Source organism: Halorubrum aquaticum, assembly GCF_900113615.1.
Lineage (GTDB): Archaea > Halobacteriota > Halobacteria > Halobacteriales > Haloferacaceae > Halorubrum > Halorubrum aquaticum.
The window spans coordinates 279,763-304,236 of sequence record NZ_FOPZ01000001.1 but is presented as its reverse complement, the minus strand read 5'-3'; the positions used below and the strand labels follow the sequence as shown (position 1 = coordinate 304,236).

Annotated in this window: 22 protein-coding genes; 11 read left to right on the top strand and 11 right to left on the bottom strand. The window is 68.5% G+C overall.

The window, feature by feature from the left end; translation table 11 throughout:
• Positions 1 to 53 precede the first annotated feature (53 nt).
• The 3 genes from F3H10_RS01475 to F3H10_RS01470 all read right to left on the bottom strand — a co-directional run bounded on the left by F3H10_RS01475 (position 54) and on the right by F3H10_RS01470 (position 2,666).
• Complete coding sequence (locus F3H10_RS01475; RefSeq protein ID WP_149783084.1) at positions 54 to 1,118, bottom strand: glycerophosphodiester phosphodiesterase; 1,065 nt, start codon at positions 1,116 to 1,118, stop codon at positions 54 to 56.
• 135 nt (positions 1,119 to 1,253) lie between these two features.
• Positions 1,254 to 1,406 (bottom strand): hypothetical protein, encoded by a 153-nt coding sequence (locus tag F3H10_RS15890; RefSeq protein ID WP_185955725.1) that lies wholly within the window; start codon positions 1,404 to 1,406, stop codon positions 1,254 to 1,256.
• Between the two features lie 90 nt (positions 1,407 to 1,496).
• Positions 1,497 to 2,666, bottom strand: a complete 1,170-nt coding sequence (locus F3H10_RS01470) for a glutathione-independent formaldehyde dehydrogenase (RefSeq protein WP_149783083.1) — start codon at positions 2,664 to 2,666, stop codon at positions 1,497 to 1,499.
• Between the two features lie 255 nt (positions 2,667 to 2,921).
• Here F3H10_RS01470 and F3H10_RS15885 point away from each other — a divergent pair, with 255 nt between their 5' ends.
• Entirely contained in the window at positions 2,922 to 3,089 is a 168-nt protein-coding gene (locus F3H10_RS15885; protein ID WP_188127838.1) for a hypothetical protein, read from the top strand.
• A 45-nt stretch (positions 3,090 to 3,134) separates the two neighbouring features.
• On the opposite strand, the gene F3H10_RS01465 is transcribed toward F3H10_RS15885, so the two are convergent.
• Positions 3,135 to 3,713, bottom strand: coding sequence for a hypothetical protein (locus tag F3H10_RS01465; RefSeq protein ID WP_149783082.1), 579 nt, complete (start codon positions 3,711 to 3,713; stop codon positions 3,135 to 3,137).
• A 724-nt stretch (positions 3,714 to 4,437) separates the two neighbouring features.
• Here F3H10_RS01465 and fdhF point away from each other — a divergent pair.
• The gene (fdhF, locus tag F3H10_RS01460) at positions 4,438 to 6,588 is read left to right on the top strand and encodes a formate dehydrogenase subunit alpha (protein WP_149783081.1); all 2,151 of its coding nucleotides are present in this window, start codon (positions 4,438 to 4,440) and stop codon (positions 6,586 to 6,588) included.
• A 91-nt stretch (positions 6,589 to 6,679) separates the two neighbouring features.
• A complete protein-coding gene (locus F3H10_RS01455; protein WP_149783080.1) occupies positions 6,680 to 8,392 on the top strand; it encodes a formate--tetrahydrofolate ligase in 1,713 nt (570 codons plus the stop codon).
• A 19-nt stretch (positions 8,393 to 8,411) separates the two neighbouring features.
• Here F3H10_RS01455 and moaC read toward each other — a convergent pair whose 3' ends face one another.
• Both moaC and F3H10_RS01445 read right to left on the bottom strand, forming a co-directional pair.
• Entirely contained in the window at positions 8,412 to 8,918 is a 507-nt protein-coding gene (gene moaC / locus F3H10_RS01450; RefSeq protein WP_149783079.1) for a cyclic pyranopterin monophosphate synthase MoaC, read from the bottom strand.
• Positions 8,911 to 10,410, bottom strand: coding sequence for an NAD(P)H-hydrate dehydratase (locus F3H10_RS01445; RefSeq protein ID WP_149783078.1), 1,500 nt, complete (start codon positions 10,408 to 10,410; stop codon positions 8,911 to 8,913). The genes moaC and F3H10_RS01445 overlap by 8 nt, the downstream gene beginning before the upstream one ends.
• Positions 10,411 to 10,576: 166 nt before the next feature.
• Between F3H10_RS01445 and F3H10_RS01440 the strand changes: the two genes are divergently transcribed.
• From F3H10_RS01440 to F3H10_RS01420, 5 genes are all read left to right on the top strand, one after another.
• Complete coding sequence (locus tag F3H10_RS01440) at positions 10,577 to 11,410, top strand: MBL fold metallo-hydrolase (protein ID WP_149783077.1); 834 nt, start codon at positions 10,577 to 10,579, stop codon at positions 11,408 to 11,410.
• A gap of 104 nt (positions 11,411 to 11,514) precedes the next feature.
• Entirely contained in the window at positions 11,515 to 13,206 is a 1,692-nt protein-coding gene (locus F3H10_RS01435; RefSeq protein WP_149783076.1) for a hypothetical protein, read from the top strand.
• A 48-nt stretch (positions 13,207 to 13,254) separates the two neighbouring features.
• The gene (locus F3H10_RS01430) at positions 13,255 to 14,160 is read left to right on the top strand and encodes a hypothetical protein (protein WP_149783075.1); all 906 of its coding nucleotides are present in this window, start codon (positions 13,255 to 13,257) and stop codon (positions 14,158 to 14,160) included.
• A gap of 621 nt (positions 14,161 to 14,781) precedes the next feature.
• Positions 14,782 to 15,162 carry a DUF5805 domain-containing protein gene (locus F3H10_RS01425; protein ID WP_149783074.1) on the top strand — a complete coding sequence of 127 codons (381 nt, stop codon included), beginning with the start codon at positions 14,782 to 14,784 and terminating at the stop codon, positions 15,160 to 15,162.
• On the top strand, positions 15,155 to 16,189 hold the full coding sequence (locus F3H10_RS01420; RefSeq protein ID WP_149783073.1) for a tyrosine-type recombinase/integrase: 1,035 nt from the start codon (positions 15,155 to 15,157) through the stop codon (positions 16,187 to 16,189). The genes F3H10_RS01425 and F3H10_RS01420 overlap by 8 nt, the downstream gene beginning before the upstream one ends.
• A 218-nt stretch (positions 16,190 to 16,407) precedes the next feature.
• Here F3H10_RS01420 and F3H10_RS01415 read toward each other — a convergent pair whose 3' ends face one another.
• Positions 16,408 to 17,187 (bottom strand): MOSC domain-containing protein, encoded by a 780-nt coding sequence (locus F3H10_RS01415; RefSeq protein ID WP_149783072.1) that lies wholly within the window; start codon positions 17,185 to 17,187, stop codon positions 16,408 to 16,410.
• A gap of 94 nt (positions 17,188 to 17,281) precedes the next feature.
• Positions 17,282 to 17,782, bottom strand: coding sequence for a molybdopterin-dependent oxidoreductase (locus F3H10_RS01410; protein ID WP_149783071.1), 501 nt, complete (start codon positions 17,780 to 17,782; stop codon positions 17,282 to 17,284).
• A 109-nt stretch (positions 17,783 to 17,891) separates the two neighbouring features.
• Between F3H10_RS01410 and F3H10_RS01405 the strand changes: the two genes are divergently transcribed.
• The 3 genes from F3H10_RS01405 (at position 17,892) to F3H10_RS01395 (ending at position 21,112) form a co-directional block, all read left to right on the top strand.
• Complete coding sequence (locus tag F3H10_RS01405; protein ID WP_149783070.1) at positions 17,892 to 19,256, top strand: MFS transporter; 1,365 nt, start codon at positions 17,892 to 17,894, stop codon at positions 19,254 to 19,256.
• Between the two features lie 58 nt (positions 19,257 to 19,314).
• Positions 19,315 to 20,043, top strand: coding sequence for an SOS response-associated peptidase (locus tag F3H10_RS01400; protein ID WP_149783069.1), 729 nt, complete (start codon positions 19,315 to 19,317; stop codon positions 20,041 to 20,043).
• Between the two features lie 130 nt (positions 20,044 to 20,173).
• Positions 20,174 to 21,112 carry a DUF4349 domain-containing protein gene (locus F3H10_RS01395; RefSeq protein WP_149783068.1) on the top strand — a complete coding sequence of 313 codons (939 nt, stop codon included), beginning with the start codon at positions 20,174 to 20,176 and terminating at the stop codon, positions 21,110 to 21,112.
• A gap of 33 nt (positions 21,113 to 21,145) precedes the next feature.
• On the opposite strand, the gene F3H10_RS01390 is transcribed toward F3H10_RS01395, so the two are convergent.
• From F3H10_RS01390 to F3H10_RS01380, 3 genes are all read right to left on the bottom strand, one after another.
• Complete coding sequence (locus F3H10_RS01390) at positions 21,146 to 22,000, bottom strand: VOC family protein (protein ID WP_149783067.1); 855 nt, start codon at positions 21,998 to 22,000, stop codon at positions 21,146 to 21,148.
• Positions 22,001 to 22,087: 87 nt separating this feature from the next.
• On the bottom strand, positions 22,088 to 23,569 hold the full coding sequence (locus F3H10_RS01385) for a small ribosomal subunit Rsm22 family protein (protein WP_149783066.1): 1,482 nt from the start codon (positions 23,567 to 23,569) through the stop codon (positions 22,088 to 22,090).
• A gap of 53 nt (positions 23,570 to 23,622) precedes the next feature.
• Positions 23,623 to 24,396 carry an NAD(P)-binding domain-containing protein gene (locus F3H10_RS01380; RefSeq protein ID WP_149783065.1) on the bottom strand — a complete coding sequence of 258 codons (774 nt, stop codon included), beginning with the start codon at positions 24,394 to 24,396 and terminating at the stop codon, positions 23,623 to 23,625.
• Between the last annotated feature and the right edge of the window lie 78 nt (positions 24,397 to 24,474).

The window sequence follows — 24,474 nt, the reverse complement described above, 5'->3', positions numbered from 1 at the left end:
GCGATATATATGGCTCCGTTCCCGGTCGACCCGCGTCGTCGCGTGTTCGCGGGTCACGGCCATCCCTCGAGCAGCCCGGCGTAATCGGCGATGACCCCGTCGACGCCGACGCCGGCGAGCCACCGGGCCTCGTACCACGTCTCGACCGTCCAGACGTTCACCTCGCGACCCTCCTCGTGGGCCGTCTCGACGAGGTCGACGCCCGCGTTCTCCGTCTCGGCGGCGAAGGGCGTTCCGCGGATCAGGTCGATCGGCGGATGGATCGCCTCGGCGTCGTACGCCCGCGCGATCGCGAGACCGTCCTCGGCCGATTCGTACGGGATCGGCGCGACCGCGTACGACGAGGTCTCGCGACTCGCCGCCAGCGCGGCCTCGTGGAACGACGAGAGGAGGACCTCGTTGCCGTAGTCGTCGAGGACCGCACACACGCGGTCGACGAACGGCCGCCAGATCGCGGTTCGGTCGGCCAGCTCGTCCCCCGAGAGCTTCTCGGCGAACCGCAGGTCCCCGCGGCCGGGGTTCTTCAACTCGACGTTGACGCCGACGTCGGCGGGCAGCGCCTCGAGCACCTCGCGCAGGAGTGGCACGGTCTCGCCGCTTCCGAGCACCTCGGCGCTCGTGACGGTCTCGGTGTCCGTCTCCCACACGACGCCCTCGGCGTCGGTGAGTCCGAGCGCGCCGCCGGCACGTTCCGCGAGCCGGTCGTCGTGAAAGACGACGACGTCGCCGTCGGCGGTCGCGACGGCGTCGACTTCGACCATGTCGGCCCGTCGGTCCTCGGGGACGTCGCGGCCTGCGGCCGCCTCCACCGCCGCGACCGTGTTCTCCGGGTTCTCGCCGGCGAACCCGCGGTGGGCGATGAGCGCGGGTTCGTCCCCGGACGGGGGATCGGGCGGTTCGATCGTCCCGGTCGTCTCCGGGTCGGGCTCGCGCGACCCGCCGTCCGTGTACGCGAGCCCGACCGCTCCCGCGGTCGCGATCCCGGCGGTCCCCGCGAGGAGGGTTCGACGGCGGGCGACGGGCGTCCCGGTCGCGTCGGACGTCTCGGACGTTTCGGTCGCCCGACTCGCCTCCCCCGCGTCGGCCGTCGACCGCTCCGGGTCGTCGGATCGGGTCATGGCTCGTCGGTGTCGCGTTCCGTGTATAGGACCTGCTATGAGGTCTCCGGAGGGATCCGTATCCGAACGTACCGGTCCCGCGGGACCGTCGAACACCGCCGGGTCGCCGTCTCGATCGCGGTCGCGAGAGCCGCCTCAGATCCCGAGTTCCGCCTGGAGGTCGTCCCAGTCCTCGTGGAAGCCGTGGGTCGACTCGGTCTCGGCGCCGACGGCGGACTGGTACACCTCGTCGTACTGGAGCAGTTCGCCCCACCCGTCGTGGAACGCCCAGTTACAGTATTGGCACATGTATCGGGAAACGCGTCGGTGAGTGATAAGCGTTGGCGGGTCGAAAAAACGTGAGAACGGGGTCGCGGATCGACGACGCGTCGACCGGACTCAGGGCTCGAGCAGGACCTTCGTGACGCCCTCCTCGCGGGCGTCGAACGCCTCGTACATCTCGGGGGCCTCCTCGAGGTCGACCCGATGGGAGACGACCCAGCTCGGGTCCGCGCGGCCCTCGATGATCATGTCGCGGAGGTACCGGTTGTACGCCTTCACGTTACACTGGCCGGTTCCGCACTTGAGGCCCTTCTCGAAGAACTTCCCGAAGTCGATGCCGAGTCGACCCTGCGCGGCCATGTCGTCGGGCGCACCGGGGTCCTCGGGAACGTACAGCCCGGGGACGCCGAGCTGTCCCGTCGGCCGGACGACCCGGATCAGGTTGTTGATCACGACCGCCGGGTTCTCCTTGGCCGGCTGGTAGGAGTAGTCCTCGGTGTCGGTGTCGACGTCGTCGGGGTCCGTCGCCTGGTACCCGACCGCGTCGACGCCCTTGTCGACCATTCCGCCGTGTTCCTCGAGGATCTGATCGACCGGGTCGCCCTCCGAGAAGTCGATCGCGTGGGCGTCACAGTGCTCCTCGGCCAACTCGAGCCGGCTCGGAACCTGGTCGACCACGTAGATCTCGGCCGCGCCCTTGATCTTGGCGCTGTAGGCGGCCATCAGCCCGACCGGACCGGCTCCGAAGATGGCGACGGACTCGCCGGGCTGGAGGTCGGCCAGCTCGGTGCCGTGCCATCCCGTCGGGAAGATGTCGGCGAGAAGCGAGAACGCGTCCTCGTGTTCGCGTCCCTCCGGCAGCTTCAGCGCGTTGTGGTCGGCGTACGGGACGCGGAGCTTCTCCGCCTGTCCGCCCGGGTACGGTCCCATGGCGACGTACCCGTACGCGCCGCCCGCGAATCCGGGGTTGACGTTGGTACAGAAGCCGGTGTATCCCTCCTCACAGTTCTGACAGAATCCGCAGGAGACGTTGAAGGGCATCACCACGCGGTCGCCCTCCTCGAGCGTGGAGACGGCCTCGCCGACCTCGCTTACGATCCCCATGTTCTCGTGGCCGAAGACGATCCCTTCCTCGGCCGCGGTTCGGCCCTCGTACATGTGGAGGTCCGATCCACAGATGCACGACGTCGTGATGTCCACGACTACGTCGTTCGGGTGTTCGATCTCCGGTTCCTCCACGTCCTCGACAGCGACCTCGTACGGTCCCTGGTACACTACTGCTTTCATAAGTGATCCATGACAACAGTGGGCAGCATGTGACGTAAGTCTATTTACAAGTCAGTTACCATTAACAATACTGTAACGATCGATAGCAATAGTGTCGCCGATGGATCGATATCGTCGATGGAACGGACCGGGATCGTCGATGGACCGACGTCGTGTGACGAGTCGACGGCGGGACCGCCGATCGCGCCGCGAGGTTCAAACCTTTCGAGCGCTTCCATGTGATCGAATGACTCTCACGCGGGGAACGGGAAGGACATGGTGAGCTATCGGCGGGGCGGATACGTCCGGAACGGCGACGACGGGGTCGAACGGGAGTGTGAACACTGCGGCTGGCACGCCGTCGCCGACTCCTATCCGGAGCTGATCGGCGCCTACCAGCGACATCTCAGGGAGGACCACCCGAAGGCGTGGCTCAGGGCCTGAGATCCGACCGACCCGGGAGGCCGAACCCCGCTCCACGAAGTCACGTCACGGCTCGGCGTGTTCCGTTCGACGCCGCCAGACCAGCATGTACACCTCCCACGGGTCGATCTCGCACCGTTCCGCGAGTTCGTCGCACGCCGCGAGGTACTCGTCGTACTCGTCGATGGAGGGCGGGTCCGGGTACGTCCCCTCGAGACCCGTCAGTTCACGGACGACCGCCCACTCGTCGGGGCCGACGACGACGAACCGGTTCGGGTGGACGAACGCGAGGAACGCCGAAGCGACCGGGAGGTCGACGCCCGGCAGCGTGGTCAGCGCGTCGATCGCCGCTCCGTACGCCCCGCGATCCGCCTCGACCGCGGTCGAGATCGCGTCGCGAACCGCCTCGAAGTCGGCTCCCTCGAACGCGTCCTCCCGTCGGCTGCGGTCCATGTCCGCCGGCTCGTCGCCGAGGTACCGACGACCGTACCACCGTACCACCCACTGGGCGTCCCGACGGCCGTACTCGCCGCTCCGGAACGCGTCGGGCATGGTCTCGACGGCCTCGGATTCGACGGTGTACAGCGGCTCCGTCGACCGATACGCCTCGAGGGCGGCCTCGACGTCGGCTCGCGAGAGCTCCATGTCGTCGCGGTCGGTCGCCGCACACCTAACGCTTCCGCGCGACGGATCGGGCCGGGAGACGGAGTCCGAGACGCGGGTGAATCCTTCGGACGAGACGCGTCGCGACACGTCGTGTGCTTATAGAACGATCAAGTCGTTCGGGATGAGATCGCTACTTCGGCGGTGAACACATCCAAAGCCCCAGCCGAGAGGACGCCGCACGCTCGCTGTGGTCCTCGGTCGCTCACTGTGTTCGCTCCCTGCGGTCCTTACGTCGCCTGCGGCGTCCTCTCGACTGCCTCTTTGCGTCTCTCCCTCCCCGCGACCGCACCTCAGACCTCCCCAGCCTCGCTGCTCGCGCTTTCCAAGCGCTCGCAGCGTCCCTCGCGGGCTCCTCGCGGCCCTTCGGGCCACTCGAGGCGCGCCACAGCACAGCAGAATCGGTCGTTGTTTCGACTGTATTGAACAGTGGGGATCGAGCATCCGCGAGCGAAGCGAGCGGTTCACCGACGGAGCCGTCGAAGACGGCGGAGTCGGCTTTTTCCCTCCAGGGTTTTCGAGGAGTGGTTCCCGAAGCGAACGTAGTGAGCGGCGGAACCCGACGAGAAAAAGGTGGGTGTTGATCGGACCGGATCCGACCCGGTCTCTCGGGAGATCGGTTCGGAAAAAGGAGCGCCACCGACACACTCATGGAACTAGCGGCATAGATCGTGACACATGAACACGCTCCGAGCGGGTGATCGGAATGTCCAGTGAAGGGGACGACGCGGTCAAGACGATCTGCCCGTACTGTGGCGTCGGGTGCGGGATCCAGATACAGCAGGGAGAGGACCTCGGCGACGTGAACTTCAGGCCGTGGGGTGACGCCCCGGTCAACGAGGGCCGGATCTGTATCAAGGGCGGCGCGGCGACGCAGGTCATCGACCACGAGGACCGACTCACGGAACCCCTGATAAAGGAGGACGGCGAGTTCCGCGAGGCGACGTGGGAGGAGGCCTACGACCGGATCGTCTCGGAGATGGAGCGGATCCGCGAGGAGCACGGCCCCGACGGGATGGGCTTTTACGGCTCCTCGAAGACGATGAACGAGGAGAACTACCTCCTCCAGAAGCTCGCGCGCCGATACGGTACCAACAACGTCGACAACTGTACCCGGATGTGCCACGCCTCGACCGTCTGGGCGCTCCGGACCAGCCTCGGCGCGGGCGCGATGACGAACAGCATGGAGGACTTGGAGGAGGCCGCGGACGTGTTCTGGATCCAGGGCGCGAACCCCGGCGAGCAGCACCCGATCGCCAACAGCCAGTACTTCCGACAGGCGGTCCTGGAGGGCGCGACCGTCATCCAGGTCGACCCCCACGCCAACAAGACCACGCGCTCGTTCGACATCGAGGAGACCGACCGCCACATGCACCTCCAGTTGAATCCGGGCGCCGACATCCCGCTCTTGAACGTCGTGCTCAAGACGATCCTCGAGCGCCACGAGGCCGAGCCCGACGCGGGCTGGATCGACGAGGACTTCATCGAGGAGCGGACCGAGGGGTTCGAGCACCTCAAGGAGACGCTCGCGGACTTCGACAAGGAGGAAGCCGCGGAGGAGGCGGGCGTCCCGCTCGAGGACATCGAGCTCGCCGCCGAGAAGTACGCGATGGCGAACAACGCCGCCATCTTCACCGGGATGGGGATGAGCCAGCACACCTGCGGCGTCGACAACGTCCAGAACGAGATCAACCTCGCGTTGATCACGGGCAACCTCGGCAAGCCGGGCACCGGCGTCAACCCGCTCCGCGGACAGAACAACGTCCAGGGGACGAGCGACGTGGGCGCGATGCCGAACGTCCTGCCCGGCTACCAACTCGTCGACGACGACGAGGCCCGCGAGTCGGTCGAGGAGGTCTGGGGCTTCGAGGTACCCGACGAGCCCGGACTCACCAACGTCGAGATCTCCCACGAGGCGGGCCACTCGGTCCACGGTCTCTACGTGATGGGCGAGAACCCCGTGATGAGCGAGCCCGACGGCAACGAGGTCGAGGAGCGGCTGAAATCGCTCGAGTTCATGGTCGCTCAGGACATCTTCATGACGGAGACCGCCGAGTTCGCCGACGTCGTCCTCCCGGCGACGACGTGGGCCGAACGCGGCGGCACCGTCACCAACACCGACCGCCGCGTCCAGCGGATGCGCGGGGTCGAGAAGGTCCACGAGAACACCAAACACGACCTCGAGATCCTGATGGAGGTCGGTAGCCGCCTCTTCAGCGAGGACGAGTTCCGCTTCGAGGACGTGGAGGCCGTCTTCGAGGAGTTGCGGGAGGTCTGTCCGATCTACCACGGGATGACCTACGACGGGCTCGGCGAGGAGGGGCTCCACTGGCCCTGCTACGAGGAGGGCGACGAGGGCGACCAGTTCCTCTACGAGGACTCCTTCGACACGGAGAGCGGGCTCGGGCAGATCGAGGGCGTCCGCCACCAGCCGCCCGCGGAGGTCCCCGACGAGGAGTACCCGCTGATCCTCACCACCGCGCGGCTCGAGGAGCACTACAACACGGGAACGATGAGCCGGCGCTCGCCCACGCTCTCGCGACAGCACCCGGAGAACTTCGTCGACGTCCACCCGAACGACGCCGAGAGCTACGGGATCGAGGACGGCGACATGGTGACGCTCCGGTCGCGACGCGGCGAGATCGAGGTGAAAGCACAGGTGACGGAGGACATCAAGGAGGGCGTCGTCTGGACGACGCCGCACTTCGCGGCCGCCTCCGCGAACCGGCTCACGAACGACGTGCTCGACGACCGCGCGAAGATCCCCGAGTACAAGGCCGCCGCCGCGGACATCGCCGTCACCGTCTCCGACGGCGGCGAGCCGGCCGGCGACGACCCCGAACCCGCCGACGACTGAGCCGTCTCGGTGCCGGGAGCGATCGGTTCCTCCCTCCCACGCGATCGGAACGACCTCCAACGCTCTTGACCCGTCCCCGTGAAGGGCCGGTATGGTGACGACCGATACGGACGTCGACGATGGAGCCCCGGAATCCGACCTCGCCGTCGCGCGCGCGACCGACACGCGCCCCATCGAGGAGGTGGCCGGGGACCTCGGCCTGACGCCCGAGGACATCGAGCCGCGAGGCGAGGGCGTCGCGAAGCTCACACAGGAGGCGGTTCGGTCGGCGACCGCGGACGACGCCGACGGCACGACCGTCCTCGTGACGGGGATGACGCCGACGCCGAAGGGCGAGGGGAAGACGGTGACGACGGTCGGGCTCGGACAGGCGCTCGCGGGGCTCGGCGAGTCGACGACGGTCGCGCTCCGCGAACCCTCGCTGGGCCCGGTCTTCGGGATCAAGGGTGGCGCGGCCGGCGGCGGCTACTCACAGGTGTTGCCGATGGAGGCGATCAACCTCCACTTCACTGGCGACATCCACGCGCTGACGGCCGCACACGACCTGATCGCCGCGGCGCTCGACAACCACCTCCACCAGGGGAACGAGCTCGGGATCGACGTACGACGGATCGACTGGCCGCGGGCGCTCGACGTCAACGACCGGGCGCTCCGAGAGACGGTGCTCGGGCTCGGCGGTCCCACCCGCGGCGTCCCCAGAGAGGACGAGTTCGTCATCACCGCGGCCTCCGAGCTGATGGCGGTGCTCGGGCTCGCGACCGACCTCGAGGACCTGAAGGCGCGGATCGGCCGGATCGTCCTCGCGGAGGACGACGACGGCGAGCCCGTTACCCCGGCGGACCTCGGCGTCACCGGCGCGGTCGCGGCGCTGCTCCGGGACGCGTTCCGACCGAACCTCGTCCAGACGGTCGAGGGCGTTCCGGCGCTCGTCCACGGCGGCCCGTTCGCGAACATCGCACACGGCACCAACACCCTCGTGGCCGACCGCGTCGGCGCGTCGCTCTCGGACTTCCTCGTCACCGAGGCCGGCTTCGGCGCTGATCTGGGCGCGGAGAAGTTCGCACACATCGTCGCCCGGGAGGGGATCGTCCCGGACGTCGCGGTCGTCGTCGCGACGGTTCGCGGGGCCAAACGCCACGGACTGGAGATGTGGCCGGCCGACTTCGACGCGCTCGCGGACCCCGACCCCGACGCCGTGCGTGCGGGCGTCGACAACGTCCGACGACACGTCGAGATCGTCGAGTCGTTCGGAGTCCCGACGGTCGTCGCGATCAACGTGTTCCCGGACGACACGGAGGCCGAACTCGCCGCGCTGGAATCGGCGCTCGACGAGGACGGGATCGCCGTCTCCCGGTCGACGGCGTACCGCGACGGCGGTGACGGGGCGACCGACCTCGCCGAGCGGGTCCGAGACCTGGCAGGGTCCGGCGAGTTCGCGCCGCTGTACGACGTCGAGCGGCCGGTACGGGAGAAGATCGAGACGGTCGCCCGCGAGGTGTACGGCGCGGACGGCGTGGAGTACGTCGACGGCGCGGGGGACGACGTCGACCGCCTCGAGGAGTGGGGATACGGCGACCTCCCGGTCTGTCTCTCGAAGACGCCGTACTCCTTCTCGGACGACGCCTCGCTGACCGGCGTTCCGAAGGGATGGACGCTCACGATCAGGGAGGTGACGCCCTCGGCCGGCGCGGGATTCCTCGTGGCGAAGACCGCCGACGTGATGACGATGCCGGGGCTCCCCGCCGAGCCGGCCGCCGAGGAGATCGACGTCGACGCGGACGGGAACGTCTCCGGACTGTTCTAGCCCGTCGGTTCACCCCGTCCTATATCGTTCGCTTCTCCTTCGAGACGACCTCGACGTCAGAGATACGCGTGTCCGGGTAGTCGCCGTCGGCGTCCTTCTCCGCGGCCTTCACCATGTCCCAGACGGTGTTGAGCCCGGTCGTGACGCCCTCGAGCGCCTCCATCTCGCAGCCGGTCTTGCCGGTCGTCTCCACGGTGACGGTCAACTCGACCCGGTCGTCGTCGACGGCGAACTCGGTGTCGACGTTCGTGATCGGGATCTGGTGACACATCGGGATCGTCTCCCAGGTGTGTTTGACGGCCTGTATCGCGCCGATCCGCGCGGTCGCGAGCACGTCGCCCTTCCCGATCCCGTCGGCGCGGATCGCCTCGACCGTGGAGGGCGTGAGCCGGATCTCGCCGCGTGCGACCGCCCGTCGGGCCGTGTCGGGCTTTTCGCCCACGTCGACCATCTGGACGTCGCCGTCGGCGGTCGTGTGGGTCAGCTCGTCGTCCCGAGTCGTCTCCGGGTTCGGCTCCTCACTCATCGTACAGCGCGTGCGGGAGCCGGTCGATTAAGTCCGTCGCCACGAGCCCGTGTCCGTTCGCCTCCGCGGCCGCGTCGCCGGCGAGCCCGTTGACGTACGCGCCCGCCGCGGCCGCCTGAAACGGGTCCGTTTGAGCCGTTCGCGGGTCCGTTTGAGCCGCGAGCGCGCCGACCGTCCCCGCGAGCACGTCACCGGTGCCGCCGACGGTCATTCCCGGATTTCCGGTTCTGTTCTGTCGAACCCGCTCCCCGTCGTCACTCGCTATCACGTCGTACCGCCCCTTCACGAGGAGGGTGTGGCCCACGTCCGCGGCGAAGTCCCGAACCAGTTCCGCCCGCTCCGCCGGGTCCGCGGCGGTCTCGCCTCCCATCCCGCGCAGCTCCCCCTGGTGTGGCGTACAGATCAGCTCAGCGTCCGTGTCGACCTCGGGGACGACTCGGAGGGCGTCGGCGTCGACCACCGCCCGGCGGGCGAAGTCGTCGAGGAACCGTCGGACCAGTTCGATCGACCCGTCCCCGGTCCCCATCCCCGGCCCGATCACGACGACGTCCCGGTCGGCGGCGAGGTCGGCGATCCGATCGAGGTGATCGGGTGCGAGCGCATCCCCCGGGAGCTCCCGGACGATGAGGTCCGCGGAGTAACCCTGGACCTCGTCGGCGACGCTCGCTGGACACGCCACCCTGACGAGGTCGGCTCCGGCCCGCAGCGCGGCCCGCGCGGACAGCGCCGGCGCGCCGGTGTAGGGACCGCCGCCGACGACGAGGACCTCCCCGTTCTCGCCCTTGTGTGAGTCGGGGCTCCGGCCGAGCCCGAGGAGGTCGCCGGGGCCGGTGTACCGCTCCGCGGCCGCCGGGATCCCGATGTCGGCGACCGTTACGCTCGCCTCGAGCCGCTCGAGCCCCGGCTTCGCGTCGTGGAAGGTCACGACGCGGTCCGCCTCGACGGCGACCGCCCCGTCCCCGCCCGTCGGCTTCCCCGTGTCGGCGTCGATCCCCGAGGGTACGTCGACGGCGATCACAGTCGTGCCGGTCCCTCCCTCGTCGCTCCCGGCCGACCGCAGCGCGTTCATCCGTTCGGCCGCGGTCCGTGCCGGCTCGCGTAGCTCCCCCGAGACGCCGGTGCCGAGCACCGCGTCGACGACGACGTCCGGCGAGCCGAGATCGAGGGCCGCGGAGTCCGTGACCGTGACGGTCGGGACCTCGGCCGCCCGGAGCGTCTCCCAGTTCTCGCGGGCGATCGCGGTCCCGATCGACTCCGGTCGCCCGAGCAGATGGACCGCCACGTCGCGGTCGCCGAGGAAGCGGGCCGCGACGAACGCGTCCCCGCCGTTGTTCCCGCGGCCACACACGAGCGCGACCCTCTCGCCGGGGTCGCTCGCCGACCGGACCGCCCGGGCGACGGCGTTGCCGGACGACTCCATCAGCTGTTTCCGTGGAACGCCGAGCGCGGCCGCGTTGGCGTCGACGGCCGCCATCCGTTCACTGGAGATCACGTCGAGAGATCCGCCGGTGACGGTCATAACGGTGGTGGCCGACGCTAACTCTCTATTTTATATAGCGAAATGAAGTTTAATTGATCGGGTTCGGACGCGAGTTTCGACTCGATCGATCCCCACCGACTCCGGAACGGTTAGGGGGCGAGCCGAGACAGGGTCATACATGACGAGTTCCGACTGGGGCGACTGGCTCCCGCGCGCGGTCGCGGAGGCCGACCCCGAGACGGTGTCGCTGTGGTACCTCGGCTGTAACGGCTTCGCGATCAAGGGCCGCGACGGAACGGTCCTCTGGATCGACCCGTACGTGGGCACGGGCGATCCGCCGCGGACGGTCCGCATGATCCCGGTCCCGTTCGATCCGGAGGACGTCGAGAGCGCCGACGCGGTGCTCGCGACCCACGAACACACCGACCACGTCCACGGCCCCTCACAGGCCCCGATCCTCGCGAACACCGACGCGGAGTTCATCGCGCCGGACGACTCGCTTACGGTCGCGCACGAGGAGGAGTCCTGGACGGAGGAGTGGGACGTCGACGACGAGCAGTTCAGCGAGGTGACGGAGGGCGACGAGCTCCGAATCGGCGAGTTCACCGTCCACGTCGTCGAGACCCACGACGCGGACGCCACGCACCCGGTCGGATACGTGATCGACCACCCGACGGGGACGGTGTTCCACGCCGGGGACAGCAAGCCTTCCCCGGCGTTCCCGGCGCTCGCCGAGGAGTACGACATCGATCTCGGGATCCTCGCGTTCGGGTCGATCGGGACGATCCCGGACAAGGAGACCGGTGAGCCGGTCCGAACCAAGTGGTACAGCGACGAGAACGAGATAGTCGAGGCCGCGAGCGCGCTGGAGCTCGACCGGCTCGTGCCCACCCACTGGGACATGTGGAAGGGGCTCACCGCGGACCCGACGGCGCTCCACGAACACGTCCGCAGCTTCGAGCATCCGGAGCGACTACAGGTCGTCGAGATCGGCGACCGGATCGAACTGTAGGCGTCCGGGCTGTAGGCGTTTCACGGTCGACGCGCGCCGAGATCAGTTATCACGCTTGAGAGGTCGCCCGTGGAATTTAAGCCCTCGCTTACGGAGGGTACCGTATGAACGAACGGACGACGGAAGCGACGACGACCGTCGAGGAGGACGGCGTCCGCGTCGAGAAGTCCTTCACCGACGACGCGTTCCCGGTGCCCGCGGTGACCTTCGATCTCTCCTCCCGCCGCGAGGACGCGGTTCGGGTACGGATAGTCGACCGGATCCCCGAGGAGTTCCCCATGGACCGCGTGGGCTTTCACCCCGACTACGAGAGCGAGAACTGGACGGCCTACAAGGACCACCGCGTGGAGTTCGAACGCGTGCTCGAGCCCGGGGAGTCCGTCGAGACGGTCTTCGGGATCCGCGACGACGACCCCGACTTGGACGGATTCCTCGGGACGCCGGTCATCGAACACGTCCCGGTCGGCGAGGAGATCGGCGACGTGCTCGGAACCGGCGAGACCGACGCGGTCCGCGAGGTGCTCTCGGGGGACCGTGCGACGCTTCCCGGCATGGAGGACGCGCCCGAAGCGGACCGAGACGCAACGGACGACGAGGACGACGTGACCGACTCGGAGGACGCCGACGACGCGGATACGGCCGTCGAATCGACCGACGACACGGATGCGGTCGCCGATCCCGTCACGACCCCCGAGCCGCGAAGCGTCGACGACGGAACGACGGCAGCGGTCACCCGACGGAAGGACGCGGAGACGGCGGAGTCGGTCGAGGACGCGGACGACGAGGCCGATGCGGACGTTGAGCCGACGGAGGACGCCGAACCGGCGGAGGGCGTCGAATCGGCAGGGGACGGCGAGTCGGACGAGGACGGCGAACCCGATACGGACGCGACCGCGGCTTCCGCTCCCCAGGGCGGGATCGCCGCCGCCCTCGCGGAGGAGATCCGGTCGGGAGCGGTCGAGGAGGAGGACATGGAAGTCCTCCGATCGGAACTCGATCTCGGCGTTCCGAGAAGCGTCGACGTCCGGATCAGCAGGCTCCAATCGAGCGTGGCCGACATCGAGGCGTACGCCGACGCGCTCGCCGAATTCATCGACGAGGAGGGAACGGCGAAGGAGGTACTCGACGGACTCGATGCCCGCGTGGACGAGGTCGAATCCACGGTCGAGTCCCTCGACACCCGAGTCACGGCCGGCGAGCGGGCTCACGGAGAACTCTCGGACGACGTCGAGGCGGTCGAAACGACCGTGGACGAGGTGGAAGCGTCCGTCGAGACGGTCGAAACGACCACCGACGACCTCTCCGAGACCGTCGGGAGCGTGGAGGACGACCTCGCCGTCGTACGCGAGGACGTCGACGGAGTCGAGACGACGGTCGAGGACCTCGAAGAGACCGTTTCGGCGGTTCAGGCGACGACCCACGGTCTCGAGGAGACCGTCGAGGGCGTCGCCGCGGACGTGACCTCTCTCGAGGCCGATATCGCCGGACTCGACGACGCGCTCGACGACGTCGATGACGACGTCGAGACCCTCTACGAGGAGGTCGACGACGCGGCGGCCGGGATCGAACGGACCGACGAACGGGTCGACGAGGTGGAAGACCGGTTCGGCCGCTTCGACGAGGAGTTCGACGACCTGTGGGACGACCTCGCGGAGGTCGATTCGCGCCTGACCGATATCGAGGGACGGCTCGGGGACGACCTCGAGGACGTCGAGACGGAGATCTCGGAGATCAACGACCACCTCGAGGAGCTCGAGGCCTTCCGGAAGCGACTCAACGAGGCGTTCGGCCCGTAGTCGATCGAAAGCGCAACCCGTTTTAGCCGCGGCGACCCACCACGGGTAATGACGCACCCGCTCCCGGTGGCCGTTCCCCGCAAGGGTCGTCCGCTGGAAGCCGTCCTCGAGCGGATCGCCGACGCCGGCCGAACCGACGAGCTCGACGCGCTCGCCGATCGGGTGAGCAACACGCTTCGCTACGAGAAGGCCGTGACGAAGGGCTCAATCGAGGCCGACGACGGCCCCTACCACCGACTGGCGGAGTACTCCGACCCGTCGGATCCGAGCAAGCCGGAGTTCACGCTGCTTCGCGACGACCGCGAGGGGAAGCCGCGCCGGATCGTCTTCGACGCGGCGACCGTGACGGTGGACGGCGTCGAGCTCAAACTCGTCGGTCGCGAGGAGCCCTTCCGGGCGCTTCGCACACACGAGTTCGCGCTCGGATTCGACTCCGCGGACCTCGTGTTGGAGGAGGTGGTCGGGATCCGACCGACCGGGCTCGCGGGGCTCGCGGACGTCAACGACCGGATCGATCCCGTCGATACCGACGTCCGCGTGGTGAGCGGGCTCGGAGACACCGTGTATCACACGCTGATGGGCCGTCCCGACTCGCTCGCGCCAGGCCAGGAGTTGGGTCGGGAGTTCCTCGCGAGCTACGAGGGGCCGCTCTGTATCTCGCCGCGATACGAGCGGCTCGTCACCGCCGTGTTGGGGACGGACACGCTCGAGAACGTCGATTTCGTCTATCCGGGTCCCGAACGATCCGAGGAGGCGGCCATCGCCGACGCGGGGATGGGCGTGTACCTCACCGTCACCGGTTCGACGGCACGGGATCACGGTCTCGTGCTGGGCGAACATCTCTTCCCGAGCGAGACTGTCGTGATGCGCAACACCGCGGAGGACCACCCCGACCTGAAGCGCGCGCTCGCGTTGTTCGACGGATTGGACGCCGAATCGGAACTCGCCGTCTGATCGGATCCGAACGGTCGATCTCGGGTCGATCGCCTCCACGCCTAGACGGACTCCGTATCGCGAGATGCGATATATACGCCCGGATTCGACCATCAACTGACGTAGCATCGCGTACCAAGTGGGGTCTCACCCCGGGACGGATCCATAGTCGCCGCATTTCACTCGGCGTTGACGGACGGTCTGCCCGACGGGACTACGTCCAATGGCCGGACACGCTCCACCGGAGACGACGTGACCCCTCCGGCGAGGGAACTGGCGCTACAGCGGTCGCGCCGAGTACCGTAAGACGAACCCGTCTTGGACCGACCCGCTCCGGGCGATCGTGCTCGAGGTGGGCTTCGACTATCGGCCGCCTGAGGAACTGTCGACGAACGGTCGATTCAGAAGGACGACCACGCGGCGAACGCGCTTCGACCGGGGTCGTACCGCCCGTGAGATATCCGGAAATCCGTACCCACCGGCAGATGTACGCTAATCCAGAAATCTGTACCTTTACATCGGATAATCCCGAAAATATAGTACCGTATCACCGTTCAGATACGGTGTCAGAACTGACGATAAGTGACCTTATCCGTGATTCTGGGATAGATTCAAGTCGGCCCGGTGAGACGGGTGTCACGAATGAGCGACGACCGCCGATCGGTGAAGACGTACGTGCCGGCCGATCAGAAAACGCGGTGGCAACGACACGCCGACGAGCTCGGGATGTCACAGAGCGAGTTCGTCAGAACGATGGTACAGGCCGGCAGACGGGGTTTCACGCTCCCGGAGGAGAGTAGCCCGGAGGAGAGCCACTCCGAGAGGTCTGACCCCGGGGGTCACGACCTCGAGACACGGATCGAATCGGCGATCGCCGAGGGACACTCGTCGTGGGACGACCTCGTGAACGCGGTGTTCGACGACTTCGAGGACCGATTGGAGGAGACGTTGGATTCGTTACAGGAACGGGACCGCGTCCGGTACAGCGGACGCGAAGGAGGGTACACGCTCGTCGATGAGTAGCCCGGAGACGGCAGCGGACGTCGAGGATCCGGTGGGATACTTCATCGAGGACCTCATGTATCACGGAAAGGCCGACCGGACGAGGGAGTCCTATGAGCGCGTTCTCAGGCGATTCGAGGCGTTTCTCGACGACGGGACGGTCCCGTCGACCGCGACGCATCGCGACTGTATGGCGTTCGTCCACTCGCTACGCGGCGACGTCACGGAGAGCACGGTCGCGACGTACGCGGCGTACCTCCACCGGTTCTACGGATACATGACCGAAGTCGGCGTCTTCGAGGGGAACCCGATGACGCTCGTGATGGAGGAGATGGACGAGACGATAGACAAGGACCCCGCTCGTCGGGACGTCTCGATCCCGCGGATGCGGTCGTTCGTGGCCGGGATCACCCATCCGCTCCACCGCGCGCTCGTCTGTACGCTGTTGAAGACGGGGATGCGGGTCGGGGAGCTGTGTAACCTCGACCTTCGTGACTTGGCGATATCGGACCCGGAACTCGAGTCGGCGTATCCGTTGGGCACGCGCCCGACGCTGACGGATCGACCGAACTCCCTGTACGTGACTCCCGACGCGACGGTCGGTGAGGAGTTGAACGGCGAGGTGCGAACCGCCTCGAACAAGCGCAAGCGGGAGACGGTGATCCCGGTCGACGACGAACTCCGGGCGGTTTTGAAACGCTGGCTCGCGATACGGCCCGACGCGACGTCTCCGGCCGAACCGCTCTTCGTCGGCACGTCGGAAGGGTGGGGCGAACGGGTCGACCCGCAGTCCGTGCGGCACGTCGTCGAGCGCTACGCGCGCGAGGAGGGATGGTATCGAACGGGCGGCGGAGCCGGCGAGAACGTCACGCCACACTACTTCAGACACTTCTTCACGACGCATCTCCGGGATAGGACCGGCGATCGGGGCGTCGTGAAGTACCTCCGGGGGGACGTCGCCGACGACGTGATCGACACGTACACGCACAACTGGGGCGACCGGGTTCGAGAGACCTACGAAGCCAACGTGTATCGACTGTTCGGGTGAACGGTACCGGTCTTCTCGTGGCGAGTTCGTATTTAGTCGTTTCCGACACGACGGGAGTTCGTCGTGTTTCGTCCGTATGAATCATATGGCGCTATATCAATATTCGGCCGTGACCGAAGCTCGGAGCGTCCGGGAGTTGGACCCGCACCACGGAGGATGAGTCGTCCACTTGGTGGGCACGGTATCGGTCTCGAAGTCCGTGTTACCGCCGTCGATACCTATCCACTCGATGGTTGCCATGAAACGTCGTCGCCGACGCGGAGCGTCTCTCCCCGGTCGTGTTCCGGAACTCGAGCGATGATCATGAGCGTAAATAGGTGGTCGAACGCGTCCGGGTCCGCCCACTCGGGGAACGTGGCCTCGCGTCGCTCCACGAACCGTTCGCGGAACTCGGGGATCGAGTCGCCGGTGTCGGGATCGCGCTCCGGAACGACGCATCGACCGCACGGCGTCACGCCCTCGATCCGGACCCCGCCGACCTCGAAGCCGGGAGCCCCTTCGCCGACGAACCGGTCCTCCCAAAACGCCGGCACGCCCGACACCTCGACGTTCGCCCGGAGGCGCCGGCGTGCGCCCTCCACCGTCATCGAATCGAACCACGAGGCGACGGTCTCGAGCGTGGCCGTGCTGATGATCGACGGCCCCATCTCCCGGCGATCGACGAATCCCAGCGACGCGTCCCGCCGAAGCGCCAGTTCCGTGTCGAAGAAGTCGCCGAACCACTCCGCCGCCCGCGTCCGATCCGCGTCCAGATCGAATCGATGGGCGTCGCCGTCGGGGGTTTCGACCCGCAGCGTGCGTGACTCGGGAGAGTAATCGGTCGCGAGGTCGTGTACCCGATCGGTCCGTTTTCCGTTGATCACGTCCCCGTCGTCGTCGAACAGCGCGAACTCGCGGTCGTGTTTCAGGGTCCCGCCATCGAGGATCGAGGTCGTTTCGACGTCGATCCCGTCCAACCCCTTCACCGGGTACACCGTGAGCCGCTCCAAACGGGCCATGGTTCACGTCGGTGCGCCGGTCCCAATAACCTTCCTTCGAACCCCGTTCACGAGACGCGACACTCGAGACGGTTCGTCCGCGCGGGCGGACCGCTCACTCCGCATCCCCGAGCGCGATCCCCTCGGCGGTATCGTCCGCGATCGGTTCGGAATCGCGGACGTCCAGCGACCGCACCCACTTGACGCTCTCCCAGCAGTCCGACCCGGCGGCGGTCGGCACGAGTCGGGCCGGACCGCCGTGTACCACCGACAGCGATCGACCGTCGAGTTCGACCGCGAGGAGCGCGTCGGCCGCGCGACTCCTCGGGAACGAACACGCGTACCCGTCGTCCATCGCTCGGACGAGCACGTGATCCGCGTCGCCGTCGGGGTCGGCGCGATCCAACACGGACCCGACGCGTATCCCCCGCCACGAGAGGTCCTCCGCGACCCACCCCTCGACGCACTCGAACTCGTCCGTCACCGTCTCGAGGGGAAACTCCGACGACTCCTCCCGCTCGATGTGAAGCGGTTCGGAGACCGCACCGGTGACACGGAGCGTCCAGTCGCTCGGGTCGACCTCCTCCGGAACGTCGTGGGGTCGCAGTCCCGACATGTGGCCCGAGTAGGCTCCCGAGCCACGTACGGATCGTCACGAACGTCTTCGCCTCCGACCCACGGCAACGGAATCGATAACACCCGAGGCGTTCGATACGCACTCGATCATGAGTCGGGAACGATCCGCGGGAGGATCGGAGGGATCGGGACCGCTGGACGTGTTTCGGCGGTTCTTCGCTCTCGAGCGGGACGTGCTGGTGTTGTCGCTGGCGATGTTCGCGTTCAGCCTCGGCTTCCAGATGACCAACCGGTTCCTCCCGGAGTACCTGGTCGCCTTGGGGGCGTCCGGGTTCGTCGTCGGCCTCTTCGGAACGGTCGGAAACGTCGTCTCGGCGGTGTTCCCGTATCCGGGCGGCGCGATCTCGGACCGGATCGGTTCGCGGTACGCGCTCACGCTGTTCGGGCTGGTCTCGACGCTCGGGTTCGGCGTCTGGCTTGTCGCGCCGAACCTGGGCGTCGTCACCGTCGCCGGCGTGGCGATCCGGCCATGGGTCTGGGTCTTCGTCGGCCTGCTCTTCGCACAGGGCTGGAAGTCGTTCGGGCTCGGCGCGACGTTCGCGGTCGTCAAGCAAGCGACCGACCCCTCGCGGTTGGCCGCCGGATTCGCCAGCACCGAGACGTTCCGTCGGACGGCGTTCCTCGTCGGGCCGGTGCTCGCGGCCGTGCTGATCGGCTTCCACCCGGAGTTCACGGTGAGCTTTCGGTACGTTCTCGCCGTGGCGGTCGTCTTCGGGGTCGTCGGGACGGTCGCCCAGCACGTCCTCTACGACGTCGACGAGGACTCCATCGGCGACTCCTTCGAGGGGATCGAGCAGATCGGACGGGATCTGCGCGAGATGCCCGAGCCGCTCCGGCCGCTCCTGGTGGGTGACACGCTCGTCCGGTTCGCGAACGGGATGGTCTACGTCTTCTTCGTGTTGGTGATCACCCAGTTCTACGAGGTCGGCCTCGAGACGACGGTCGCGCTTGGCGAGTTCTCCTACGGCATCGACCTCTCGCCGGAGGCCTTCTTCGGCTATCTGCTCGGCGTCGAGATGCTCGTCGCGCTCCTCACGATGGCACCCGCCGCGAAGGCCGCGGAGCGCGTCGGCCTCAAGCCGGTCGTCGCCTTGGGGTTCGCGGTCTACGCCCTCTTCCCCGTCGTCCTCATCGCCGGCCCGGAGGTCCTCACGGGGGTGATGCCGCTCCCGTGGGCGATGGTCCTCGTCTTCGCGTTCTCCGGGCTCCGATTCGCGGGGCTCCCCTCCCACAAGGCGCTGATCGTCGGCCCCGCCGAGCGGGGTGCCGGCGGTCGCGTCACCGGGTCGTACTACCTGTTGCGAAACACGATCGTGATCCCGAGCGCCGCGCTCGGCGGCTACCTCTGGGAGTACGTGAACCCCGAGGTCGCGTTCACCGTCGCGGCGGCGATCGGCGTCGTCGGCACGGGATACTTCCTGGTCTTCGGGAAGGAGTTCGAGGCGTACCGCTGATCGGGACCCGTGGGCGAGACTCGACCGTTTAAGCCCACGCGAGCCGAACGAGATCCCGATGTGTGGCCGCTACACCCTGTTCACGCCCGAGTCGGAACTCGAGTCCCGTTTCGGCGTGACGTTCGGGGACGGCTTCGAGCCCAGCTACAACCGCGCGCCCGGCGAGGACCTCCCGGTCGTGACGTGCGAGGAACCGGAGCGAGCGACCCGGATGACGTGGGGGTTGACCCCGTCGTGGGCCGAGGAGCCGTTCGACCTGATCAACGCCCGAGCGGAGACCGTCCGGCGCAAGCGGAGCTTCGCGGACGCCTACGAGTCCCGTCGATGTCTCGTCCCCGCGGACGGCTTCTACGAGTGGGTCGACGAGGACGGCGCCGGGAAGCGGCCGTACCGCGTCGCCTTCGAGGGCGACCGTCCGTTCGCGATGGCGGGCCTGTACGAGCGGTGGGAGCCGCCCGAACCGGAGACGACACAGACCGGGCTCGGCGCGTTCGGCGGCGGGGCGGGTGGAGACGGTGGCGACGGAAGCGAGGACGACGCGGTCCGCGAGACGTTCACCGTCGTGACGACCGACCCGAACGACCTGATCGCCGACCTCCATCACCGGATGGCGGTGATACTCTCGCCCGACGAGGAGGAGGAGTGGCTCCACGGCGATCCCGACGAGGCGGCGGAACTCATGGACCCGCATCCGGCCTCGGAGATGGAGGCGTACCCGGTCTCGACGCGCGTGAACGGCGCCGGAACCGACGGCGCGGCGCTGATCGAACCGGTGGGTGCGGAGTGAGGGCTTAGGCGAGGACCTCGGCGAGAACGTCGCTGAAACCGCCGACGAGGCCGAACGCGTCGGATCCGAGGGACAAGCGCCCGTTTGTGTCTTGCGAGCCTTTACCGCGATCGCGACGCGTCTCACGCACATGGACACGAGACGACTGCTGCTCGTCGTGACGGTCGCGGGCCTCGTGGCGCTCGCCGGCTGTGCCGGTGCCGGAACGGGAGGTGCCGGAGGGGGCGCGGACGCCGGCGGCGACACGCCCGAATCGCGATCCCTCGAGGGGGACGGAGCCGGTGCGTCGAACGGAGGCGAGGACGGCGGGGGCGATACGGCCGAGGCCTCCTACGCCGTGAGCGAGGACGGCGAGACGGTCGCGGCGGTGGCGGAGCGGCGACTGATCCGGACCGGCGACGTCCGGCTCACCGTCGATTCCTTCGCGGAGGCCGACGCCGAGGCACGCTCGATCGTCGATGAGCGTGGCGGGTTCGTGAGCGACGCGACGCGGGAGACACGCGAACGGGGCGACGAGAACTACACCGTCGGGGAGCTCACGCTTCGCGTCCCGAGCGAGGAGTTCGACGCCACGATGGCCGACCTGGAGTCGCTCGGCGAGGTCGAGCGTGCGACGACGGAGAGCCGGGACGTCACGGACCGGATCACGGACCTCGAGGCGCGCTTGGAGAATCGCCGAGCGGAGCGCGATCGGCTCAGGGAACTCTACGAGGACGCCAACACGACGGAGGACGTGCTGGCGGTCCAGTCGGAACTCGCCGACGTTCAAACGGAGATAGAACGGATGGAGACGCAGTTGGCGTCCCTCGAGGAGCGCGTCGCGCTGTCGACGATCCGGGTCGAACTCCGCGAGGAGCCGCCCGAGCCCTCGACCGTCTCGACCGCGTGGTACGACACCGGGGTCGTCGCCGCGTTCGTGGAATCCGTCCACGGCCTCGCAACGGTCCTTCGGGCGATCGTCGTCGGTGCCGCCTACGCCGCGCCGTACCTGCTCGCGGTCAGTCTGCCGCTCCTCGGCGTCGGATTCGCGGTTCGTCGTCGGCTCTCACGGTCGAGCGCCGAGGACTGACGGGAAGTCTCGACGACCTCGCCGTCACCCCGGCTACGACCCGTCGATCACCCGTATCTCGATCCCGTCCGGGTCGATGACCGCGAACCCGTTTCCGGCGAGCGATTCCGAGACGTCCTCCGGGAGCCGTTCTCGGAGGGCGCGGCGGGCCTCGTCGTCCGGGACGACGACCTCGTACCAGTCGATCCCGCGTCCCGCGGCCGGTTCGGTGCGTCCGTTCCACGTGTTCGCCCCGACGTGGTGGTGATACCCGCCGGCGGCGACGAACCGCGCGTCGGGGTAGGTCGCCCGGAGGTCGAAACCGAATCCCGCTATATAGAACCGCTCGAAGGCGTCGATCGAGGTGACCTCGAGGTGGACGTGGCCGACGTCGGTGTCGGCCGGGGCTCGGTCCTCGCCGGTCGCGGACGCGGCGACCCCCTCGAGATCGAGCGGCTCGGTCACCATGCGGACCTGTCCGTCGCCGACCGTCGACCACTCCTCGCGGGGGCGGTCGCGGTACACCTCGACGCCGTTACCCTCCGGATCGGCGAGGTACAGCGCCTCGCTCACGTCGTGATCGGACGCGCCGTCGAGCTCCCACCGGTCCCGGATCCGCTCCAGGGCGTCGCCCAGCGCGCCACGGGAGGGGACCCGAAACGCCGTGTGGAACAGTCCCGCGTCCCCTCGGCCGCGCTCGGGTGCGTCGGGATCCGCGGCCAACTCGAGAAGCGGCGTCCCGCCCGCGCCGAGCGTCGCGGCCGCGTCGTTCCGTTCGAGCACCGAGAGGCCGATCACGTCCCGGTAGAAGGTGATCGTCGACTCGAGGTCGCCGACGCGGAGCGCGACCCGGCCGATACACGTCGCCGCAGGGAGCGTCCGGTCGCCTGCGGCCGGTGGTGTGTCCATGTCGGAGGGAGGTCGAGAGGACCAATCAGGATGTCGGTCCGACCCGTTTTCGCCACCGTTCGCCTTCGATCGCCCGGTTCCCGCCGGTCAGGGCGCGACGACGTCCACGACGGTCTCGTCGTCCACGACGACGTTGTACGCGCCCTCGTCGTCGTTCCAGAGCACGAGCCCGTTCTCGACGAAGAGGACAGCGCCGTAGTCGGCCCCGCGGAGCCCGTCGTTGAGGACCGTCTCGCGCGTACAGACGAGGTAGTGGTCGACCCGCTGGGAGCCGTCGCCGACGCGGTACACCGCGTTCGACCCGTCGCTGAGGTCGTGGCTGAGCTTCACCGCGAGGAGGTTCACCCGGTCCGTGACGTGGTCCTCCGAGTCGGCCATCCGCGCACAGCGGTCGTCGCTCGCACGGACGTCGACGCGGCGTTTCCCGTCGGTCCGCAGGACCGAGTAGGCGAACTGGACGTCGACGTTGCGGAACTCGCCCGGCTCGTCGGTCGCCTCGCGGGCGGCCGCCTCGTCGAGCCGGCGCTGGAACGGCGGGACGGCGAGGTCCCCGCGGACGTCGAAGGACCATCCTCGGTCGCTCGGGGACGCGTCGGACCAGAGTCGGATCCCCGGCGAGTAGACCTCGATCCCGCTCTCGGGGGTCGCGACCGCCCGCTCCGCCTCACGGAGCCCGATCGCGGTCTCGCGGTCGGCCGGCGCGAGCGCGAGGAGGCTCCCGTCGGCGGCCAGCGCGTCCACGGCGGCCTCAAGGACGGCCACCGGGTCCTCGAGCTCGGAGAGGACGTTGCCGAAGACCACCAGATCGAAGGGTTCCTCGAGGGGAGACGCGTCCGCGGTGACGGCGGCTCGATCGTCCGTCGCGTCCGCCTTCGAGGAGTCGTTCAGTCCGAACAGCGACTCTGCGGTGGTCCGGTGGATCGACGATCGGAAGTTCCGGCCGGTCTCCTCGAGCAGTCGGTCGAGCACGTCGGCGGCGGCGCTGGGCTCGACGGCGTGGTACTCCACGACCGCGTCCTCGGGGAGGTAGTCGTGGAGGCCGAGCGCCGGGCCGCCGACGCCCGCGCCGATATCGAGGACCCGGAGCGTCCGGTCGAGCAGGCCGTTCTCGGCGAGGTCGTCGAGGACGTAGCCGATCGCGGCGTAGTAGCCGGGGAGGTGATAGATCGCGTAGCCGAGCGCGGCGATCCGGTCGTACTCGACGTCGTTGCCGTAGAGGTAGTCGGCCTTGAGCCGGCGGATCGTCTCGCGGAGCTCGTCGCCGGAGTCGCCGACGTGCCAGTTCGCGCCGAACTCCGCGACGAGGAGGTCCTCCAGGGCGAAGGCGTACTCCTCGGGGAAGGCGTTCGGAGCCCACCCCGGCGGGCGGACCGGGTCGTCGTCGACGGGGACGAAGCAACCGTCCTCGCGTTCGCGAAGCCGGAGGTCGAACGCCTCCTCGCGAAGCGTCTCGCGGACGACGGCTGGATGGGGCGTCCCCTCGATGTACTCCGTTATCTCCTCGGGGTCGATGGGGCGGACCCGGCGCAGGTAGTTGGCCGTGTCGCGGACCGCCGTTCTGTCGATCATGGATGGTGTCGGTCGGGTTCGGTGTGGAGGGGTTCCGGTCGGGTCGTGGCGGGTCAGTCGTGTCGTTCGCGGGGGTCGCGCTCGCCGCGGGCGCGCTCGTAGAGTTCGGCGAACCGGTCCGGGTCGGCGTCGGCGATCTCGCGGGCCGCCTCGGCGACGTCGTCGGCCCCGTCGAAGGCGCGCTGTATCTCGGCGTACACCGCCGGTGACCCCTCCGTGACCGTGTCGGCGACGTCGTCGAGGGCGGCCGAGACCGGGGTGTGGAACTCCTCTCGAACCGCCCCTCCGGCGAGCCGCCACGCGAGCACCGCGGCGTGTGCGCCCGCCTGAACCGTCTCCATCGCGCGGTCGTGTTCGGCCGCCGTGGTCTCGAAGACCTCGTTCCCGCCGGCCTCGATCGCTTCGGAGACCGCCTCGATCGCCGGTCCGGGTTCGTCGACGACGGCGGCGACGTTGCCGGGGACCCGCGGCGGCGCGAACAGCGGGTGGTAGCTCGCTCGTTCGAGGTCGGGGGCGTGCTCGCGCATCGCCGCGATCGACGCCGTCATCTCGCCGGAGACGTCGAGGATCGCCCGGTCGGCCCGCGACGCGTACGCCGCGACCGCGTCGGGCACCGCCGACATCGGGACGGAGAGACAGACGGCGTCGTGCGTGGTCTCCGCGTCGACCGGGACGGTCCCGGCGTCGCGTCCGGCGGCCGCGTCGGCCGCGACGGCGGGGTCGCGGTCGGTGAAGGTCACGCTCGCGTCGACCGGCGAGCCGTCGGCTGTGAGGGTGTCCGCCACCCAGCGGCCGATCTCTCCCGCGCCGACGACGAGCATATCCATTCGTCACTCGAGTCGAGGACACGCGAGCGGTAAAAAGGCTCGACTCGCCCCGTTCGGTCCGGTCGTTCCACCACCCGG

Bases quoted from the DNA above. Each gene is read 5' to 3' on its own strand.
- F3H10_RS01435 (WP_149783076.1), top strand. From the start codon at position 11,515: ATGAACGAACGGACGACGGAAGCGACGACGACCGTCGAGGAGGACGGC.
- F3H10_RS01410 (WP_149783071.1), bottom strand. From the start codon at position 17,782: ATGTCGGGACTGCGACCCCACGACGTTCCGGAGGAGGTCGACCCGAGC.
- F3H10_RS01415 (WP_149783072.1), bottom strand. From the start codon at position 17,187: ATGGCCCGTTTGGAGCGGCTCACGGTGTACCCGGTGAAGGGGTTGGAC.
- F3H10_RS01405 (WP_149783070.1), top strand. From the start codon at position 17,892: ATGAGTCGGGAACGATCCGCGGGAGGATCGGAGGGATCGGGACCGCTG.
- F3H10_RS15885 (WP_188127838.1), top strand. From the start codon at position 2,922: ATGGTGAGCTATCGGCGGGGCGGATACGTCCGGAACGGCGACGACGGG.
- F3H10_RS01475 (WP_149783084.1), bottom strand. From the start codon at position 1,118: ATGACCCGATCCGACGACCCGGAGCGGTCGACGGCCGACGCGGGGGAG.
- F3H10_RS01400 (WP_149783069.1), top strand. From the start codon at position 19,315: ATGTGTGGCCGCTACACCCTGTTCACGCCCGAGTCGGAACTCGAGTCC.
- moaC (WP_149783079.1), bottom strand. From the start codon at position 8,918: ATGAGTGAGGAGCCGAACCCGGAGACGACTCGGGACGACGAGCTGACC.
- F3H10_RS01390 (WP_149783067.1), bottom strand. From the start codon at position 22,000: ATGGACACACCACCGGCCGCAGGCGACCGGACGCTCCCTGCGGCGACG.
- F3H10_RS01380 (WP_149783065.1), bottom strand. From the start codon at position 24,396: ATGGATATGCTCGTCGTCGGCGCGGGAGAGATCGGCCGCTGGGTGGCG.
- F3H10_RS01440 (WP_149783077.1), top strand. From the start codon at position 10,577: ATGACGAGTTCCGACTGGGGCGACTGGCTCCCGCGCGCGGTCGCGGAG.
- F3H10_RS01425 (WP_149783074.1), top strand. From the start codon at position 14,782: ATGAGCGACGACCGCCGATCGGTGAAGACGTACGTGCCGGCCGATCAG.
- F3H10_RS01455 (WP_149783080.1), top strand. From the start codon at position 6,680: ATGGTGACGACCGATACGGACGTCGACGATGGAGCCCCGGAATCCGAC.
- F3H10_RS01470 (WP_149783083.1), bottom strand. From the start codon at position 2,666: ATGAAAGCAGTAGTGTACCAGGGACCGTACGAGGTCGCTGTCGAGGAC.
- fdhF (WP_149783081.1), top strand. From the start codon at position 4,438: ATGTCCAGTGAAGGGGACGACGCGGTCAAGACGATCTGCCCGTACTGT.
- F3H10_RS01465 (WP_149783082.1), bottom strand. From the start codon at position 3,713: ATGGAGCTCTCGCGAGCCGACGTCGAGGCCGCCCTCGAGGCGTATCGG.
- F3H10_RS01385 (WP_149783066.1), bottom strand. From the start codon at position 23,569: ATGATCGACAGAACGGCGGTCCGCGACACGGCCAACTACCTGCGCCGG.
- F3H10_RS01395 (WP_149783068.1), top strand. From the start codon at position 20,174: ATGGACACGAGACGACTGCTGCTCGTCGTGACGGTCGCGGGCCTCGTG.
- F3H10_RS15890 (WP_185955725.1), bottom strand. From the start codon at position 1,406: ATGTGCCAATACTGTAACTGGGCGTTCCACGACGGGTGGGGCGAACTG.
- F3H10_RS01430 (WP_149783075.1), top strand. From the start codon at position 13,255: ATGACGCACCCGCTCCCGGTGGCCGTTCCCCGCAAGGGTCGTCCGCTG.
- F3H10_RS01420 (WP_149783073.1), top strand. From the start codon at position 15,155: ATGAGTAGCCCGGAGACGGCAGCGGACGTCGAGGATCCGGTGGGATAC.